Origin of the sequence: Halalkalibacillus sediminis (assembly GCF_002844535.1) — a bacterium.
GTDB lineage: Bacteria > Bacillota > Bacilli > Bacillales > Alkalibacillaceae > Halalkalibacillus_A > Halalkalibacillus_A sediminis.
The window spans coordinates 394,690-412,102 of sequence record NZ_PJNH01000001.1; the positions used below are offsets into that span (position 1 = coordinate 394,690).

The 17,413-nt window shown below is 38.8% G+C and carries 19 protein-coding genes; 17 read left to right on the forward strand and 2 right to left on the reverse strand.

Annotation, left to right across the window (positions count from 1 at the left end):
• Nucleotides 1–21: 21 nt before the first annotated feature.
• From CEY16_RS02070 to spoVM, 14 genes are all read left to right on the forward strand, one after another.
• Entirely contained in the window at nucleotides 22–900 is an 879-nt protein-coding gene (locus CEY16_RS02070; protein WP_101330308.1) for a YicC/YloC family endoribonuclease, read from the forward strand.
• Nucleotides 901–976: 76 nt separating this feature from the next.
• The gene (gene remA, locus CEY16_RS02075) at nucleotides 977–1,237 is read left to right on the forward strand and encodes an extracellular matrix/biofilm regulator RemA (RefSeq protein ID WP_101330309.1); all 261 of its coding nucleotides are present in this window, start codon (nucleotides 977–979) and stop codon (nucleotides 1,235–1,237) included.
• Nucleotides 1,238–1,248: 11 nt separating this feature from the next.
• Nucleotides 1,249–1,869, forward strand: a complete 621-nt coding sequence (gmk, locus tag CEY16_RS02080; RefSeq protein WP_101330310.1) for a guanylate kinase — start codon at nucleotides 1,249–1,251, stop codon at nucleotides 1,867–1,869.
• Complete coding sequence (rpoZ, locus tag CEY16_RS02085; RefSeq protein ID WP_101331114.1) at nucleotides 1,869–2,066, forward strand: DNA-directed RNA polymerase subunit omega; 198 nt, start codon at nucleotides 1,869–1,871, stop codon at nucleotides 2,064–2,066. Before gmk ends, rpoZ begins: the two co-directional genes overlap by 1 nt.
• Nucleotides 2,067–2,148: 82 nt before the next feature.
• On the forward strand, nucleotides 2,149–3,354 hold the full coding sequence (coaBC, locus tag CEY16_RS02090; RefSeq protein WP_101330311.1) for a bifunctional phosphopantothenoylcysteine decarboxylase/phosphopantothenate--cysteine ligase CoaBC: 1,206 nt from the start codon (nucleotides 2,149–2,151) through the stop codon (nucleotides 3,352–3,354).
• Nucleotides 3,351–5,762: a primosomal protein N' gene (gene priA / locus CEY16_RS02095; protein ID WP_101330312.1), complete on the forward strand. Its 2,412-nt coding sequence runs from the start codon at nucleotides 3,351–3,353 to the stop codon at nucleotides 5,760–5,762. The genes coaBC and priA overlap by 4 nt, the downstream gene beginning before the upstream one ends.
• An 11-nt stretch (nucleotides 5,763–5,773) precedes the next feature.
• Nucleotides 5,774–6,712, forward strand: coding sequence for a methionyl-tRNA formyltransferase (gene fmt, locus CEY16_RS02100; RefSeq protein ID WP_101330313.1), 939 nt, complete (start codon nucleotides 5,774–5,776; stop codon nucleotides 6,710–6,712).
• A gap of 4 nt (nucleotides 6,713–6,716) precedes the next feature.
• Nucleotides 6,717–8,060: a 16S rRNA (cytosine(967)-C(5))-methyltransferase RsmB gene (gene rsmB / locus CEY16_RS02105; protein WP_101330314.1), complete on the forward strand. Its 1,344-nt coding sequence runs from the start codon at nucleotides 6,717–6,719 to the stop codon at nucleotides 8,058–8,060.
• Between the two features lie 36 nt (nucleotides 8,061–8,096).
• Nucleotides 8,097–8,855: a Stp1/IreP family PP2C-type Ser/Thr phosphatase gene (locus CEY16_RS02110; RefSeq protein WP_101330315.1), complete on the forward strand. Its 759-nt coding sequence runs from the start codon at nucleotides 8,097–8,099 to the stop codon at nucleotides 8,853–8,855.
• Entirely contained in the window at nucleotides 8,849–10,852 is a 2,004-nt protein-coding gene (gene pknB / locus CEY16_RS02115) for a Stk1 family PASTA domain-containing Ser/Thr kinase (protein WP_101330316.1), read from the forward strand. Before CEY16_RS02110 ends, pknB begins: the two co-directional genes overlap by 7 nt.
• A 3-nt stretch (nucleotides 10,853–10,855) precedes the next feature.
• Nucleotides 10,856–11,740, forward strand: a complete 885-nt coding sequence (rsgA, locus tag CEY16_RS02120) for a ribosome small subunit-dependent GTPase A (RefSeq protein WP_101330317.1) — start codon at nucleotides 10,856–10,858, stop codon at nucleotides 11,738–11,740.
• 1 nt (nucleotide 11,741) lies between these two features.
• Nucleotides 11,742–12,389: a ribulose-phosphate 3-epimerase gene (gene rpe / locus CEY16_RS02125; RefSeq protein ID WP_101330318.1), complete on the forward strand. Its 648-nt coding sequence runs from the start codon at nucleotides 11,742–11,744 to the stop codon at nucleotides 12,387–12,389.
• 24 nt (nucleotides 12,390–12,413) lie between these two features.
• Nucleotides 12,414–13,052 (forward strand): thiamine diphosphokinase, encoded by a 639-nt coding sequence (locus CEY16_RS02130; protein WP_101330319.1) that lies wholly within the window; start codon nucleotides 12,414–12,416, stop codon nucleotides 13,050–13,052.
• Between the two features lie 48 nt (nucleotides 13,053–13,100).
• Nucleotides 13,101–13,181 carry a stage V sporulation protein SpoVM gene (spoVM, locus tag CEY16_RS15570; RefSeq protein WP_101330320.1) on the forward strand — a complete coding sequence of 27 codons (81 nt, stop codon included), beginning with the start codon at nucleotides 13,101–13,103 and terminating at the stop codon, nucleotides 13,179–13,181.
• A gap of 55 nt (nucleotides 13,182–13,236) precedes the next feature.
• Here the strand turns inward: spoVM and rpmB are convergent, their stop codons facing one another.
• Nucleotides 13,237–13,425, reverse strand: a complete 189-nt coding sequence (gene rpmB / locus CEY16_RS02140; protein WP_101330321.1) for a 50S ribosomal protein L28 — start codon at nucleotides 13,423–13,425, stop codon at nucleotides 13,237–13,239.
• A gap of 201 nt (nucleotides 13,426–13,626) precedes the next feature.
• Between rpmB and CEY16_RS02145 the strand changes: the two genes are divergently transcribed.
• The 3 genes from CEY16_RS02145 to CEY16_RS15370 all read left to right on the forward strand — a co-directional run bounded on the left by CEY16_RS02145 (nucleotide 13,627) and on the right by CEY16_RS15370 (nucleotide 16,001).
• Nucleotides 13,627–13,986 carry an Asp23/Gls24 family envelope stress response protein gene (locus CEY16_RS02145; protein ID WP_101330322.1) on the forward strand — a complete coding sequence of 120 codons (360 nt, stop codon included), beginning with the start codon at nucleotides 13,627–13,629 and terminating at the stop codon, nucleotides 13,984–13,986.
• A 34-nt stretch (nucleotides 13,987–14,020) separates the two neighbouring features.
• Nucleotides 14,021–15,694 carry a DAK2 domain-containing protein gene (locus tag CEY16_RS02150; RefSeq protein ID WP_420795504.1) on the forward strand — a complete coding sequence of 558 codons (1,674 nt, stop codon included), beginning with the start codon at nucleotides 14,021–14,023 and terminating at the stop codon, nucleotides 15,692–15,694.
• A gap of 109 nt (nucleotides 15,695–15,803) precedes the next feature.
• A complete protein-coding gene (locus CEY16_RS15370) occupies nucleotides 15,804–16,001 on the forward strand; it encodes a hypothetical protein (RefSeq protein ID WP_238378735.1) in 198 nt (65 codons plus the stop codon).
• A 51-nt stretch (nucleotides 16,002–16,052) separates the two neighbouring features.
• On the opposite strand, the gene CEY16_RS02160 is transcribed toward CEY16_RS15370, so the two are convergent.
• Nucleotides 16,053–17,312 (reverse strand): NCS2 family permease, encoded by a 1,260-nt coding sequence (locus CEY16_RS02160; protein WP_101330325.1) that lies wholly within the window; start codon nucleotides 17,310–17,312, stop codon nucleotides 16,053–16,055.
• Nucleotides 17,313–17,413: the final 101 nt, after the last annotated feature.

Here is a 17,413-nt window from a genome sequence, read left to right on the forward strand (position 1 = left end):
TGCCAAGAGGTGAAAAGAACCATGGTTAAAAGTATGACAGGCTTCGGAAGTGCTTCAGGTAAATTCGAGGAAACGACGGTTACGATTGAAATCAAAACCATCAATCATCGTTTTCTAGACTATTCACTAAAAATGCCCCGAGATTTGATGCAATTAGAGGATTCAATCAGAAAGCGAATCCAAGAAGTTTGTTCTCGTGGGAGAGTAGAATTCTATGTAAACATTTCTGGAGAACCTCTACGATCTAGAACGTTGAAAGTTGACTGGGACTTGCTGCAACAGTACTCTGATCGTATGGAAGAAATATCGGATCATACTCCTATTCAGGGAGAACTTGAAATGAAAGATCTTCTTAATATAGAAGGTTTGTTCCTAATGGAAGAAGCTACAGATATCAATGAAGAGTTTAAGAATTTCTTTATCCGATTAGTAGATGAAGCCTTATCTATTGTAAGTAGTATGAGAAGCAGGGAAGGTGAATCTCTAGAAGTAGATGTGAAGTCTAGGCTTACTTCAATTTTAGAATCGGCTGAATACTTGAAACAAAGAAGCCCTGAGTTCCAGCAGAACTTCCAAGATAAAGTGACTGCTCGTATTGAAGAATCACTTAATGATACTTCAAAAGATGAAGTTAGAATCATTCAGGAAGTTGCATTGTTGGCTGAAAAAGGGGATATCACTGAAGAGATCACCAGAATCATTTCTCATGTAAAACAGTTTGAAGAAACTCTAGATTTGGAAGAGCCTATCGGCCGAAAACTAGATTTCATTAGCCAAGAGTTATTGAGAGAAGCGAATACAATAGGGTCTAAATCTAATGATGTCTCAATCAGTAAGGTAGTCGTCGATTTGAAGAGCGAGATTGAGAAAATTAAAGAACAAGTACAAAATATTGAATAATATTTGAGATATTCATTGAATTTAGACTATAATAGAAATATTAGTGATTGAATTTGAAATGTTAGGGGAGTTAATCATGAACTTAAAACTAATTAATATTGGATTTGGGAACGTCGTATCAGCAAATCGCATCATTTCCATCGTATCTCCTGAGTCTGCCCCAATTAAACGTATTATAACTGTTGCACGTGATACTAATAAATTGGTAGATGCTACATATGGAAGAAGAACACGTGCAGTGATTGTGACAGATAGTGACCATGTCATCTTGTCTGCTGTTCAACCAGAAACAGTCGGTCAACGTGTCGTTAATGAAGATATGAACATCGATAACTAGGAGGAAATGTGTTGAAGGACGAAAGAGGAATCCTTTTTATCCTATCCGGACCTTCGGGTGTAGGTAAAGGGACAGTACGTAAATCATTATTTGAAAAAGACCCAGCCTTGGAATACTCGATCTCAGTTACTACTAGAGAACCTCGTGAAGGCGAGAGAAATGGCATCGATTATTTCTTCAAAAAGAGAGAAGAAGTACAAAAAATGATTGAAGCCGACGAGTTAATTGAGTATGCTGAGTATGTGGGTAATTATTATGGCACACCAAAAGAGTATGTCGAAAAAACTTTAGATGAAGGAAAAGACGTATTTCTAGAGATAGAAGTACAAGGCGCGATGAAAGTGCGTGAGAATTTTCCTGAAGGAGTTTTCATATTCTTATTCCCACCTAGTTTAGAGGTATTGAAAAATCGAATCATCAACCGAGGAACTGAAACAGAGGACTTAGTACTTAACCGTTTAAAAGAAGCACAAAAGGAAATAGATATGATGGATGCTTATGACTATGTCGTGGTAAATGATGAGGTTGAGAAAGCAGTAGCCAGAATCCAATCGATTGTCGTAAGTGAGCATTGTAAGCGAGAACGTGTTGCTAAGCAATATCAAAAAGCGTTAGGGAGTGAACGTATATGATTCTAGAACCATCTGTTGATAATCTATTGACGAAGATCAATTCTAAGTATTCGCTCGTGATCATTTCTGCAAAGCGTGCGAGAGAAATGGAAAGCAAAGACGAATCTCTTGTCGAAAACCCGAAATCAGATAAATTTGTTGGGGTTGCTTTAGAAGAGATCATGGATGAGAGACTGACTCTACAAAAGAGTGAATAACCCAATTCATCTACTGTATTTTTAAACAACCTGAAGAAACAGGTTGTTTTTTCTTTACTTAGTACTTTTAGGAGTGAAAACAATGCTAAAAGGTAAAAAGGTCTTACTCGGAGTATCAGGTGGAATAGCAGCATACAAGGCATGCTCACTAACAAGTAAGCTGGTTCAGCAGGGGGCTGAAGTTCGAGTGATCATGACAGAAGGCGCAACTGAGTTCGTCCAACCACTCACTTTTCAAGCCTTGTCTCGAAACCCTGTGTTCACAGATGCTTTTGATGAAAAAAATCCTGACAAAATAGCTCATATCGATCTAGCTGATTGGGCAGATCTCGTTATATTAGCGCCTGCCACAGCTCACTTATTAGGGCGCCTTGCTAATGGACTAGCAGATGATATGTTGACGACAACATTACTTGCTACCACAGCACCTGTCTACATTGCACCAGCCATGAACGTGCATATGTACGAACATCCATCAGTGATAGAAAATTTAAAGACCCTAGATAATTACGGCTATCGCTTTATAGAACCAGGTGATGGCTATTTAGCATGTGGTTATGTAGGGAAGGGTCGTCTAGAGGAGCCTGAAAATATTATTGAAGTCATCATTCAGAATCAACAAGATGAAAATAAACTGAAAGGTAAGAAAGTCCTCATAACAGCTGGCCCAACGAGAGAAACCGTTGATCCAGTGCGCTTTTTCTCCAATCGTTCGTCAGGGAAGATGGGCTTTGCATTAGCTGAGGTAGCACATCGTTGGGGAGCAGAAGTAACTTTGATTGCTGGACCGGTTGTAATCGATCCACCAAGTGGAATCAATTATGTCTCAGTGACGACTGCACAGGAAATGTATGAAGCAGTGATGAACCATAAAAATGATCAGGATATCATCATAAAAGCTGCAGCTGTAGCGGATTATCGCCCGAAACAAACTCATGAACATAAAATGAAAAAGCATGAAGGAAATCTAGTGGTTGAAATGGAAAGAACGAACGATATCCTGAAAGAGCTAGGTGAACAAAAACAACAAGAATACCTTGTCGGTTTTGCTGCTGAGACGAAGGACATTGAATATTACGGCAATAAAAAATTAGAAAAGAAGAATCTTGATGCAATCGTCATGAATGATGTTAGCTCTACTTCTACTGGATTCCAGTCTGATGAAAATGAAGTAATTGTATTGACCAAGAGAGGTTTAAAAGAAGCAATCCCACAATCTTCAAAGGCTAAAATTTCTGAAAGGTTATTCGAGATTTTCATTGAAGAAAAGCAGGGTGAGAAAAGTTGAGGATTGCTAACGTAGTCATCGATGTTGCTGCTTCCTCCATCGACTCATTATTTGATTACGAGATTCCATCCTCACTTGAAGATGTCGTCAAGCCCGGAGTAAGGGTAATTGTGCCGTTCGGGCCAAGAAAAGTGATGGGGTTTGTCGTGTCATTATCTGACCAGAGTGAAATATCTAAATTAAGAGAAGTTGAATCTGTATTAGATTACACTCCTATTTTTACAGAAGAACTGATACATCTATCGAAGTGGATGCAGGAAACAACGTTATGTTTTCGGATTTCTGCTATGCAAGCGATGTTACCCGCGGTTTTCAAAGCGACTTATGAAAAAGAAGTGTGGATGTTGGCAGAAGATGAAGAGTTTCCCGAAGAGTGGAAGAATGTCTCTCAAGGGAGAGAAGTATTCCCTTTTCAGGAAGTGGAAGAGAGTTCGGTTTCTCCGCATCAAGTAACTAAACTCGTACAAGAAGAGTTAATAGATATAAAATACAACGTTCAGCGAAAAGATCAAGTGAAGACTGTTACATATGTAGAGCCGGCTGTTGAAGAGTATGTATTACAAGAGCATTTAGAACAACTTTCAGGAAATGCGAGAAAGCAGCGTGAAGTATTAGCTTTCATGACTGAACATTACGAAGCTGTAGAATTAAAGAAATTACAAAATGAACTCAATATCACTAAAAGTCCAATTCAAAAATTGGTCAGTGAAAAATTGTTACGCTTTACTAAAAAAGAAATCTACAGGGATCCATTTAAAAATCATGTAATCGAACAGAGTTATCCCTTGAATCTGACTAAAAAACAACAGACAGTCATAGAGCCAATCATTCAAAATATTAATAATAATCAACATGAGATGTTTTTGCTTCATGGAGTAACAGGGAGCGGAAAAACTGAAATCTATTTACAGTCCATTCAAAGAGTCCTAGAGAAAGGGCAGGAAGCGATTGTATTGGTTCCTGAAATTTCCCTTACTCCCCAAATGGTCCACCGGTTCAAATCAAGGTTTGGAGATGAAGTTGCAGTGCTTCATAGTGGGCTATCAAAGGGAGAGAAATATGATGAATGGCGGAAAATTCACCGTAACGAAGTCAGGGTTGTAGTCGGTGCACGTTCTGCGATTTTTGCACCATTTGAAAATCTTGGGATTATCATCATTGACGAGGAGCATGAAAATACCTATAAACAGGAAGACTATCCAAAGTACCATGCTAGAGATGTGGCAAAGTTTCGTGGTACATATCACAAGTGTCCAGTAGTCTTAGGAAGTGCAACTCCTACTTTAGAAACTTACGCCCGTGCATTGAAAGGTGTTTATCATTTATTAAGTCTAGATGAAAGAATTAATGAACAAGAGCTACCTTCAATCGATGTCGTTGATATGCGTTTAGAATTACAAAAAGGGAATCGCACGATGTTTTCCGATTTATTAGTGGAAAAAATTCAAGAACGCTTGGAGAGAAAAGAACAAATCGTTCTTCTCTTGAATCGAAGAGGGTATTCAAGTTTTGTAATGTGCCGTGAATGTGGTGAAACCATTCATTGTGATAATTGTGATATTTCTATGACGTATCACCAGAAGAAAAACCAATTAAAGTGTCACTACTGTAATGATGTTAAACCAATGCCTCAAAGATGCCCCAAGTGTGAAAGTGACGCGATCCGTTTCTTTGGTACAGGGACTCAGAAAGTGGAAGAGGCTTTGCTTCAGCAGTTTGAACAGGCAAGAGTCATTCGGATGGATGTCGATACGACGAGCCGAAAAGGATCCCACGAGAAATTACTGAATGAATTTGGTAGAGGCGAAGCGGACATATTACTAGGTACACAGATGATCGCAAAAGGACTGGACTTTGAAAATGTAACTCTAGTCGGAGTAATTGCGGCGGATGCCATTCTTCACCTCCCAGATTTTCGTGCTAGTGAAAAGACATTTCAATTACTGACCCAGGTCAGCGGAAGAGCTGGAAGACACGAACTGCCAGGAGAAGTAGTTGTACAATCCTATACACCTGATCACTATAGCATTGAGTTAGCTAGCCAATATGATTTCGAATCTTTCTTTAAGAAAGAGATGCAATTAAGAAAGAGATTCTCGTATCCTCCATATTATTTTCTGGCACTGATTAATATATCTCACGATAACCATGTACAGGTAGTTGAAACAGCCCAAGAGATTGCCGGAATACTAGCTGAGAAACTGTCACAAGAGAGTCTTTTGATGGGGCCTACACCGTCACCGATGTTACGTATAAAAAATCGCTATCGTTACCAATGCATGATAAAATACAAGCGTAGAGAAGAAGTGGATCAAGCACTTCGAGAGGTTTTAGAGAAATTCAAAAAAGAAATTAATCAAAATAAAATACAAATAACAATAGATTTTGAACCTTATCACTTTATGTAGAGGAGTATTGGATGAGTAAACGAATAATTTTTATGGGGACTCCTGACTTCAGTGTACCTATTCTAGAGAACTTAATAGAATCACCATACGAGGTTGTTGCCGTAGTGACACAACCTGATCGTCCTAAAGGGAGAAAAAGGGTACTAACCCCTCCGCCGGTAAAATCGTGTGCTGAAGAGCATCATATACCTGTGCTACAACCGGAAAAAGTAAGAGTCGAGTATGAAGATATTTTATCCTATGAACCTGATTTGATAGTGACTGCGGCCTATGGGCAGATCTTACCGAAAGAATTATTAGACTCCCCTCCATTTGGCTGCATAAACGTACATGCTTCCTTATTACCTGAATACAGAGGTGGAGCACCAATCCATCATGCAATCATTGATGGAAAAGAAGAAACAGGTATAACGATCATGTACATGGTTGAAGCATTGGATGCAGGTGCCATGATTGAGCAGCGATCTATAAAAATCGAGGAATCAGACCACGTCGGAAGTTTACATGACAAACTTTCAGATATTGGAGCCCAGCTATTATTAGAGACACTTCCTCCTTTATTTGAAGGGGAGTTGACCCCAATTGAACAAAATGATGAGGAAGCGACTTTTGCTTCTAATATTAAGCGTGAAAAAGAACATATTGAATGGGAAAAATCACAGAAAGAAATATATAACCAAGTCCGGGGGCTACACCCTTGGCCGGTCGCTTTCACTACTTACCAAGGGAAGTCTTTGAAAGTTTGGTGGGCGGAAAAAGTGAACCGTTCAACTGATGAAGTTCCAGGAACTATTATTGAAGTTGAAGAAAATGGTCCATTGGTTGCAACAGGTGATGGCAAGGCCATTCAGATTACGGACTTACAAGTGTCTGGGAAAAAACGTATGAAAGCAGAAGACTTCTTAAGAGGTTCCAGTGATTATTTTGCTGTAGGAGATAAGTTAGGATGATAATATGAGCAAGAAAAATTTACGTGAAGTCGCGTTGCAATTATTGCAACAAGTCGGTGAACATGGTGGCTATAGCCATATTTTAATCAATCAAGCAATCCAAAAAAATGATCTTTCAAACCAAGATAAAGGTCTACTAACAGAAATCGTATATGGTAGTTTACAAAGGAAGTTGACGCTGCAGTTCTATTTGAAGCCGTTCGTCGGAAACAAAAAACTTGATAAATGGGTGCAGTGGCTGCTTTACATGTCCGTATATCAGATGGTTTATTTAGACCGAGTGCCGGATCATGCGATTATTAATGAAGCGGTACAGATTTCGAAAAAGAAGGGCCACCGAGGTATATCTGGCTTTGTTAATGGTGTTCTCAGAAACATTCAACGAAAAGGTGTGGCAGATTTTTCTACGATAGAGGATCCCGTGGAAAGATTGTCAGTTGAAACGAGTCACCCAGCTTGGATGGTTGAGCGTTGGGTTGATCAGTATGGATATGAGAAAACAAGCGAAATGTGTCATTCCAACATTATTCAGAAACAAGTTTCGGTAAGAGTCCAACCACTTAAATTGACGCGAAATCAAGCAATGGATATATTACAAAGTGAAGGCTATGAAGTTTCTGAAGCGGGCTTATCGCCTCAAGGAATTCATGTCGACACTGGTAACGTACTTAATAGTAGTCTATTCCCTAATCAAATAACCATCCAGGATGAAACGTCTATGTTAGTTTCTGAGATGATGGATCTTGAAGAGAATATGAAAGTTTTAGATGCTTGCAGTGCACCTGGGGGTAAGGCTACTCACATCGCTGAAAAGATGAAAGATTCTGGCGAAGTATTAGCATATGATCTTCATGCAAAAAAAGTTAAATTAGTGAAAGATAAAGCAGAGACATTGAATCTTTCAAACATACAAACGAATCCATACGATAGCAGAAAGCTTCAAGAAGTTCATTCTGAAGAAACTTTCGATCGTATTCTACTCGATGCTCCATGCTCCGGTTTAGGGGTGCTAAGAAGTAAACCGGATATTAAGTATCATAAAAATGTATCTGATATTGAACAGTTATCGACTATTCAAAACGAACTACTTCATTCTGTTTTGCCGTTAATGAAAAAAGATGGGAAGTTGGTATATAGTACATGTACCGTGGACCATGCTGAAAATGAGTGGCAAATAGATAAGGTCCTTAAAGAATTTCCAGAACTAGAAGTAGACCAGAGCTTTTTCGATCAATTGCCTAAAGAATGTCAATCGCTTGATGGTCTGTCAGAATTCGGACTACAGATATTCCCTCAAGATTTTCAAGCGGATGGATTTTTCATCACACGTTTACAGTGGAAATATTAACAGATCCTATGAACGGAGAACGAGGTGCTTAACGCAATGGAAGTATATTTATCTTCAGATAAAGGAAAAGTGAGAAAACTGAATGAAGATGCTGCAGGTGTTTTTTATAATCAAAACGATCACTTGCTTGTTGTACTTGCAGACGGTATGGGAGGTCATCAAGCTGGTGACGTAGCTAGTCAACTTGTTATTCAAAGCCTGGAGCAGTCTTGGGAAAACACCGGAGAATTCGAATCACTCGTTGAACTTGAAGAGTGGTTGAAAGAAGCTATCGGTTCTGCCAACCAGATGATCATTGATTATTCTGAGGAACACCCTGAGTGTGCTGGGATGGGCACGACTGTAGTGGCTGCTACTATATACGGGGATGATGTGGTTTCATGTCATGTAGGTGATAGTCGTTTATATCATTTAGATGATTCAGAGATTTATCAAATAACAGAAGACCACTCCTACGTATATGAACTGGTTAAAAGCGGTGAAATATCAGAAGAAGAAGCAGAGGATCATCCTAAAAAAAATATTCTCTTACAAGCTCTAGGAACAGAGCAAGATGTTAAGATCGACATCAATACTTTCAAGTGGTCTACTAACGATTCACTCATTATTTGCACAGATGGTCTGACAAACAAATTAAGTTCAAAGGACCTTTATGAAATCGCTAGAAGTGAAATGGATATTGAAGAGGTAGTCACTCAAATGGTTTCAAGTGCAAACGATCGTGGTGGGGAAGATAACATTACTGTGGCCTATTTGAAAAATGTCGCACCTGAAGAAGGTGAAGCTTCATGTTAAACGGGAAAATGTTGAATGAACGTTATGAAGTGCTGCATTCCATAGGTGGCGGTGGTATGTCAAATGTATATTTGGCAAGGGACATCATCCTTGATCGTGATGTAGCCATCAAAGTATTGAAAATGGAATATTCCAATGATCATGAGTTCATCAAACGATTCAGAAGAGAAGCCGAATCTGCAATCAGTTTATCTAATGATCACATTGTGAGCATATACGATGTCGGTGAAGAAGATGACAATATCTACTATATCGTGATGGAGTATGTGGAAGGTTTAACTTTAAAACAACACATAAACAATAAAGGCCATTTGACCGTTCATGAGTCTGTACATATCTTAAGACAGTTGACTGATGCAATCGCACACGCTCATCACAACGGAATTATCCATCGCGATATCAAACCTCAGAACATACTGATTGATCAAGATGGAACTGTCAAAATCACAGACTTTGGGATTGCGATGGCTCTAAGTGCTACATCTTTGACTCAAACCAATAATGTATTAGGTTCAGTACATTATTTGTCACCTGAGCAAGCAAGGGGTGGAACAGCTACCCGAAAGTCTGACATATACTCGTTAGGCATTGTTTTGTATGAGATGCTGACGGGTCAATTACCTTTTTCTGGAGAATCAGCGGTTTCCATTGCATTGAAACATATGCAGACAGAAACCCCATTTGTAAAAAGCTTTCACCCTGATTTACCTCAAAGTGTAGAAAACATGGTACTGAAAGCTACATCTAAAAACCCACTTAATCGATATGCCTCGATTGAAGAAATGCAAGAGGATTTAGATACACTACTCGACCCTTCTCGTAGAGATGAAGAAAGGTTCGTAGCACCAGTGGAAGAAGGGGAAGAGACAAAAGCAATGCCGGTCATATCTGATAAGACTGGTTATACCAACCATACAGCAGATGAAACCGTGGTTATGAATAAAGTAAAATCAGAAGATCGTCCTCCCAAAAAGAAAAATAAGTGGCTGATTTTCCTTTTGTCTTTTTCAGCACTGTTGGCTATCGGGGTAATTGTAGCTCTGTTTGTACTGCCTTCCATGTTCATGCCTGATGATGTAACTATTCCAGATGTAGAAGGTTCCAGTTATGAGGAAGCAGTCAATGAATTAAGTGATCTTAACCTGGACGTAGAAAGAGAGTCTGTTTTTTCAGATGAAGTAGAAGAAGGGTTGGTAGTGCGTACATCACCATCTGGTGGTTCAACCGTTAAAGAAGAATCAACGGTCACATTATACACAAGCTTAGGGCAAGAAAAGATTGAGTTTCCTGATTATGTAGGAGATGATTTTGAAGAAACCAAAAGGTATTTAGAGGCGAACGGATATATGGAAGTCATTTCATATGGAAGAGAATCTGAACGACCAGAAGGTGAAATTTTGAGTCAAATTCAGCCAGAACCTGGGGAAGAAATTTTACCAGAAGATACACGGGTTATTTTTGACGTTAGTACTGGACCACCGACTGTCAGTTTACAATCATTAGAAGGATGGACGCTTGAAGATGCTCAGAACTATGTCAGTGAAAATGAGCTTACACTTGTAACTGAAGAAGAGTTTTCAGAGGAAGTACGTGAAGGTCGAATTATTCGTCAAAATCCTAGGCCTAACACAGAAATGGACCAAGGTGACGAAGTAGAAGTAGTTGTATCCAAAGGTCCAGATTTACAACCAGTAACTGAAGAAGTTACTTTTACAGTTGAGTACGAGGCTCCTGAACCTCCTCCGGAAAATGAGAATGCGGAAGAAGGAGAGAATAACAAGAAAGAACAAGAAGAAGGTCAAGAAGTGCAAATCTTTATTGGTGATAGCAACAGAAACATCAATGACCTTCATTACGAAGAAACGATATACGAAAGCACAACTTATACTATTAAGTTGAACATTGCACCTGAAGAAGAAGGTCAATATCGTGTCCTTGTGGATGGCGAAATTTATGAAGAAGATACAATCCCTTATGAACAAGCAAGAGAGGAGTAACCTATGATTCAAGGTAAAATAGTTAAGGCGCTGAGTGGTTTCTATTATGTCATGGCAGAAAATGAAACTTATACTTGCAAGGGGAGAGGGCTATTTAGAAAACAAAAGGTATCTCCTCTTGTAGGGGATATTGTGGAATTTGAATTAGATCCAGATAGTCAATCAGGAACCATTCAAAAAATTCACGACCGTAGTAATGAATTGGTTCGTCCTCCAGTGGCCAACGTGGACCAAGCAATCATTGTCAGCTCTATGATCGAACCACCACTTAATCCATTGTTACTAAATCGTTTTCTTGTATTGGTAGAGCATAAAGAAATTGAGCCACTGTTACTATTTACCAAAGGTGACTTAGCAGATAAAGAAGTACAGGACTCTTGTAAAGAATATGCGAAAGCTTATGAAAAAGCTGGTTATCGAACGTTGATGATACCGAATGAGAATGATGCTTTTGCTGAACAAATCCGTCCATACTTAAATGATCGCATTTCAGTAATTGCTGGCCAATCTGGAGTTGGTAAATCAACTATTCTCAATCGATTGAAACCAGAATTAAATTTGGAAACAAATGATATATCAAAAAGTTTAGGTAGAGGAAAACACACCACTCGTCATGTGGAATTGCATCCGGTATTTGAAGGATATATTGCAGATACACCTGGATTCAGTTCCCTTGAATTCGACGGAATAGAATTAGAAGATTTAAGAGAATGTTTTCCAGAATTCGTTGATCGAGAGGAAGGGTGTAAGTTTCGTGGTTGCTTCCATGTGAACGAGCCTAAGTGTGCTGTAAAGGCCGCAGTTGAACAAGGTGAGATCCAAGCTTTTCGGTATGAACATTATCTTGATTTTTACGAAGAAATAAAAAATAGAAAGCCGAGGTATTGATATGGTGAAAATTGCTCCTTCAATTCTGTCAGCAGATTTCTCTAAATTAGGAGACGAAATTAAAGAAGTCGAAACATCCGTTGATTATATACATGTTGATGTAATGGACGGTCATTTTGTTCCAAACATCACAATTGGTCCTTTAATTGTTGACGCTGTGCGTCCTCTAACAGATTTACCGTTAGATGTTCATTTGATGATCGAAAACCCGGAAAATTATATTTCTGCGTTTGCCAAAGCTGGTGCAGATATCATTTCAGTGCACCAAGAAACTTGTCCACACCTACACCGTGTGATCCAACAAATAAAAAATGAAGGTGTTAAAGCTGGAGTGGTCATTAATCCTTCAACTCCAGTTCAGGCCATTGAACCGATACTGCAAGATATTGATCTAGTGCTTGTCATGACTGTCAATCCAGGCTTCGGTGGTCAGAAATTCATTCAATCTGGAGTAGGGAAAATAGAAGAGTTGAATCGTTTACGTGAAATGAATGGTTTCACATATGAAATTGAAGTTGATGGCGGAGTGAATGAAGAGACGATTAAGACTTGTGTGGATGCAGGAGCGGATGTTCTCGTTGCGGGAAGTGCCATTTTTAATCAATCGGATCGCCAAGCTGCAGTTCAAAAGTTAAGAAACAGTCTGTAAGACGTACAAAAAGGGGGATGTGTTTTGAAGACAGTTGGTATAGTGGCAGGAGGCCCTAAAAATGAACTTCCTTCTTTTAGCGAATACTTATCCATAGATTTTTGGATTGGTGTTGACGAAGGGTGCCTACACCTGAAGTCTCAAAATATTAATCCAGATTTGGCAGTCGGTGACTTCGATTCGATGACTGAAACGGAACTCTCTGAAATTTCTCAGGTATCAGAAGTCTTACAATTTCCAAATGACAAAGATCAAACGGATTTAGAAATAGGTATTGATCAGGCTATCAAAATGGACCCCGATCTAGTTCTCATATTTGGAGCTACTGGGGGAAGGCTTGATCATGAGTGGATGAATATCAATCTACTGAAGAAATTTTCAGAGAAACGGATTGATGCATGGATGATCAACAAGCACAACGAACTTACGATCAAATATCCTGATACTTATAAGTTAGAAAAAGATTTACGTTATAAATATATTTCTTTTCTTCCTATGACTGAAAAGGTTGAACACTTATCATTAAAGGGTTTTCGATATGAATTAGAAGATGAAAACATCTCTAGTGATTCTTCCTTGACAGTTTCCAACGAATGGAACGAAAAAAAAGGTACTTATTCTTTTAGCACAGGCATATTATTAGTTGTAAAGAGCCGTGATTAAAGTAAGGTACAATCTCATTCAATGGTGTAGGTATAGGAGGGGGAAGGTTTGAGATTTTATATTGTAAAACTTCCGAGGTTTGTTGGTGGATTTGTAAGAGCGATGAGGGGCGTATTTATTAAAAAGTAGTGGAAACAAAAAAGCTACCCAACATTGGGTAGCTTTTTTGTGAAAAAATATACGATTAAGCACGTTCGATTTTACCTGATTTAAGTGCTCTTGCTGAAACGTATACTTTTTGAGGTTTACCGTCAATCATAACTCGTACTTTTTGTACGTTTGATTTCCATTTACGTTTATTTGCATTCATCGCGTGTGAGCGTGTATTACCAGTAGTTGTTTTTCTACCAGTCACTTGGCATTTGCGAGCCATGTATATCCCTCCTGCCTATCTATTATCTCTAAAATACTACTTTTATAATTTATCATATGACTTGCATGATTTCAACGAGTAATCACGAATCATATCAAGAATTTCTACTTGACAGCTACATAATAGATGAATAACCTTTTAAATTGAGTGCTGATGTAGTAAAATGTCTTTAGTTATGGTCATAGATCGAGGAGGATAATAATGTCAGTCGATTTTACGAATGAATATGGTCAAGTAACGATTTCAAATGAAGTTGTATCGACAATCGCAGGTGGAGCTGCTATTGAATGCTATGGGATCGTTGGTATGGCATCAAAGAAACAGTTTAAAGATGGACTTTCTGAAATACTTGGAAAAGATAATTTTTCTAAAGGTGTAGTCGTAAGACAGGAAGAGGATCAACTATCAATTGATATGTACATTATTGTCAGCTATGGAACTAAAGTTTCTGAAGTTGCACATAATGTTCAAAACCAAGTGAAATATGCCATTCGAAAAATGGTCGGCCTACAAGTAGATTCCGTAAATATTTATATTCATGGTGTAAGGGTGACAAGCTAAATATTGGTTGTTGTATATGAAGGAGGAAAAGATAGTGGCTAGTAATGGTTTAAAAGGTAGTCAATTTGCGGAAATGATTCTATTGGGCGCACACCATCTATCGAATCAAGCTCAAATGATTGACTCTTTAAATGTTTTTCCAGTACCTGATGGGGACACTGGGACTAATATGAATTTAACAATGACTTCTGGTGCTAAAGAAATTGAAAATGTTTCTTCAGATCACGTCGGTAATGTTGCAAATTCTTTTGCTAAAGGTCTATTGATGGGAGCGCGTGGGAACTCTGGTGTAATTCTTTCTCAGTTATTCCGCGGCTTTTCAAAGCAAGTGCAAGACTTGGAGACTATAGAAGTCAATGACTTAGCAGCAGCGTTAGACGCAGGCGTTCAAACTGCTTATAAAGCAGTTATGAAACCTGTAGAAGGTACGATTTTGACTGTTGCGAAAGATGCGGCTAAAGCCGGAGAAGATGCAGCTAAAAGTACTGAGGATCCAATTGAATTTTTTGAGAAAGTTTTAGAAGAAGCAAAACAGTCATTAGAACGTACGCCTGATCTATTACCGGTTCTTAAAGAAGTGGGAGTAGTAGATAGCGGTGGACAAGGTCTAGTAACAGTATATGAAGGTTTTCTAGCTTCACTGAAGGGAGAAGAACTACCTAAGACAAGTTCAGCTTCTCCTTCTTTAGATGATCTTGTTAATGCAGAGCACCATAAGATGCACCAAGACTTTATGGAAACCGAAGACATTGAATTCGGCTATTGTACTGAATTTATGGTCAAATTTGAAGAAGATAAACTAGCTGAAAATCCATTCGATGAGGAACAGTACCGTGAAGAATTAAGTGAACACGGGGATTCTTTACTTGTGGTGGCAGATGATGAAGTTGTGAAAGTACATATTCACGCTGAATACCCAGGTGAAGTTATGACAATTGGTCAACGGTACGGAAGCCTGATCAACATGAAAATTGAAAATATGCGTGAACAGCATACGTCCATAGTTGGCGATAAAAAGAAAGAGGAAGCTCCTAAGAAGCAAGAACGCTTAGCTATTGGTGTCGTTACCGTATCAATGGGTGATGGTATCCAGTCGATGTTCGAAAGCTTAGGGGCAACGGTAGTAATCGAAGGTGGACAGACGATGAACCCGAGTACTCAAGATATCGTCAAAGCGATCGAACAAACGAACGCAGATGAAGTTTTAGTACTACCAAATAATAAAAATATAATCATGGCAGCTGAACAGGCTCAGGAATTAGTGGATAACAAGGTGAAGGTAGTCCCTACTAAATCTGTTCCACAGGGAATGAGTGCTATGCTAGCTTACAACCCTGAGACTGATCTGAATGAGAACCATGAGAGTATGAGTGAAGCAATGCAGTATGTGAAAACAGGTCAAGTCACCTACGCAGTCAGAGACACTCAGATTGATGGTCGTACGATTGAAGAAGGAAACTTCATGGGGATTTCAGATGGCTCGATTGAAGCCGTAAATCCAGATAAAATGAAGGCGATAGAAGAATTATTAACAGCTATGATTGATGATAGTGAAGATGAAATTGTAACGATTCTTCAAGGTGAAGAAGGAAGCGACGAAGAAGTGGAGCAAATCGAACAATTCATCGAAGATAAATTTGATGAAATTGAAGTCGAAGTCCACCAAGGCAATCAACCTATTTATTCATATATTTTCTCAGTGGAATAATATTAATAAAGTAATCCCCGATGCACACATCGGGGATTTTTGCTCTGCTTTTTGGTGGAAGGTTTTTGACAAGCTGGATTATAACAAAGCCATTTTAAATAGGGTGCTGTTGAAGTTTGTTGTTGATTCTAAAGAATCGCGAGAGGCGGCGACTCCTAGGGGAGCAGCACGAGTAGAAAATCACGCAAAACTTGCGAATCGTGAGTTTTGGGAAGTTGAAGCCGTGCCCCCAGGAAAGCGTCCGCTGGTAAGCGATTCGTCAGAATCACCCGGATTGAAACCTTTTATAATCAACAAAATCCTTTAACTCGCCTTAAACTAAAAAAGTTGACCAACACTAAGCTGGCCAACTTTAATCTTACATAATTCCTTTTATAATAAATTCGATTAAGAATAAACAAGAAATAATCACGAGCGTCCATGAGATTTTCTCTTTCTGTCTTGTAACAATCTGGATGATTGGATAGGCGATGAATCCGAATGCCATCCCATCAGCGATGCTATAAGTGAAAGGAATCATGAACATGATTAAAAATGTCGGGAATGCCTCGGTCAAATCATCCACTTTTATATATCGTATGTTCTGCATCATCAATACTCCCACGATAATCAATATGGGGCTGATAGCATTAGCAGGGATCATTGATATATAAGGAATCAGAAATATTGTAGATAAAAATAATACACCTGCCACTATACTTGCAATACCTGTTTTACCTTTTGCTGCAATGACGGCTGCACTCTCAGCTGCAGGAATTGTTGGTGAAGTTCCAAAAAAACCACTCATGACAGCTGCTACAGCGCTACTTCGATTAGTTTGATGGAATGAATCAGATCGGTTCAACATGTTAAGTTGTCCATAAATCAAACCCATGCTTTCAAATATAAGTACGATAGCGAGCGGTAAAACAGCGACCCAGAAAGTAATCTCAAATGCATGAGTGAACGTAGGCAGAACAAATAGGTTTGACCAACTATCGATCGTAATTGTTGTACCTTCATTATCCAAGACGCCGAAAGCATACGCCAGGATCGTTCCTGAAATCATTGTCAGTAAGAAATTAGCGGGTACATTTTTTACAAATAATAAGATTCCGATTAACAACGTCAAAAGACTGACAATTACTTCAGGTGAAGAAAAATCCCCTAATGAAATGATGGAATAGTCTCCACTTTGAATTAATGATCCATTTTCAAGTCCAATTAATACTAAAAAGAGTCCTAGACCAATTGTAATACCATGTTTCAATGAGTCCGGAATCGCTTTTTTGAACATTTCACCTAATGGTGTGACGGCGGTAATGAGGAAAATAATACTTGCAACTACTACTACGCCTAAACCTTCTTGAAATGTGAATCCATACTGCTGAACAATTGAGAAGCTGAATAGTGCGTTTACACCCATTCCAGGTATAATAATCAGTGGCACTTTCGCCCAAAGTCCAACAATGAGACATCCAAAAAAGCTTGCAAGGATGGTTGCGATCATAGCTTGTTCGCGGTCAATTCCTGCCTCAGCGAGTATAGAGCTGTTGACAACCACAATATACACTGTGGTCAAATACCCGATCAAACCAGCAATAACATCAGTAGACCATCTGTTATTCAATTGTTGCATGTGTACTCCTTCTTTAAAATATAAGCCCTCTCCCGCCCAGGTTATTAACCCATAGCATATTATAGCGATTCACTCATGTACATTCAAATTTTGTCGACAAA

Excerpts from the sequence above, each read along its gene's own strand:
- CEY16_RS02070 (WP_101330308.1), top strand. The coding sequence starts at position 22 with ATGGTTAAAAGTATGACAGGCTTCGGAAGTGCTTCAGGTAAATTCGAG.
- remA (WP_101330309.1), top strand. The coding sequence starts at position 977 with ATGAACTTAAAACTAATTAATATTGGATTTGGGAACGTCGTATCAGCA.
- coaBC (WP_101330311.1), top strand. The coding sequence starts at position 2,149 with ATGCTAAAAGGTAAAAAGGTCTTACTCGGAGTATCAGGTGGAATAGCA.
- fmt (WP_101330313.1), top strand. The coding sequence starts at position 5,774 with ATGAGTAAACGAATAATTTTTATGGGGACTCCTGACTTCAGTGTACCT.
- rsmB (WP_101330314.1), top strand. The coding sequence starts at position 6,717 with ATGAGCAAGAAAAATTTACGTGAAGTCGCGTTGCAATTATTGCAACAA.
- CEY16_RS02110 (WP_101330315.1), top strand. The coding sequence starts at position 8,097 with ATGGAAGTATATTTATCTTCAGATAAAGGAAAAGTGAGAAAACTGAAT.
- pknB (WP_101330316.1), top strand. The coding sequence starts at position 8,849 with ATGTTAAACGGGAAAATGTTGAATGAACGTTATGAAGTGCTGCATTCC.
- rsgA (WP_101330317.1), top strand. The coding sequence starts at position 10,856 with ATGATTCAAGGTAAAATAGTTAAGGCGCTGAGTGGTTTCTATTATGTC.
- rpe (WP_101330318.1), top strand. The coding sequence starts at position 11,742 with ATGGTGAAAATTGCTCCTTCAATTCTGTCAGCAGATTTCTCTAAATTA.
- rpmB (WP_101330321.1), bottom strand. The coding sequence starts at position 13,425 with ATGGCTCGCAAATGCCAAGTGACTGGTAGAAAAACAACTACTGGTAAT.
- CEY16_RS02145 (WP_101330322.1), top strand. The coding sequence starts at position 13,627 with ATGTCAGTCGATTTTACGAATGAATATGGTCAAGTAACGATTTCAAAT.
- CEY16_RS02160 (WP_101330325.1), bottom strand. The coding sequence starts at position 17,312 with ATGCAACAATTGAATAACAGATGGTCTACTGATGTTATTGCTGGTTTG.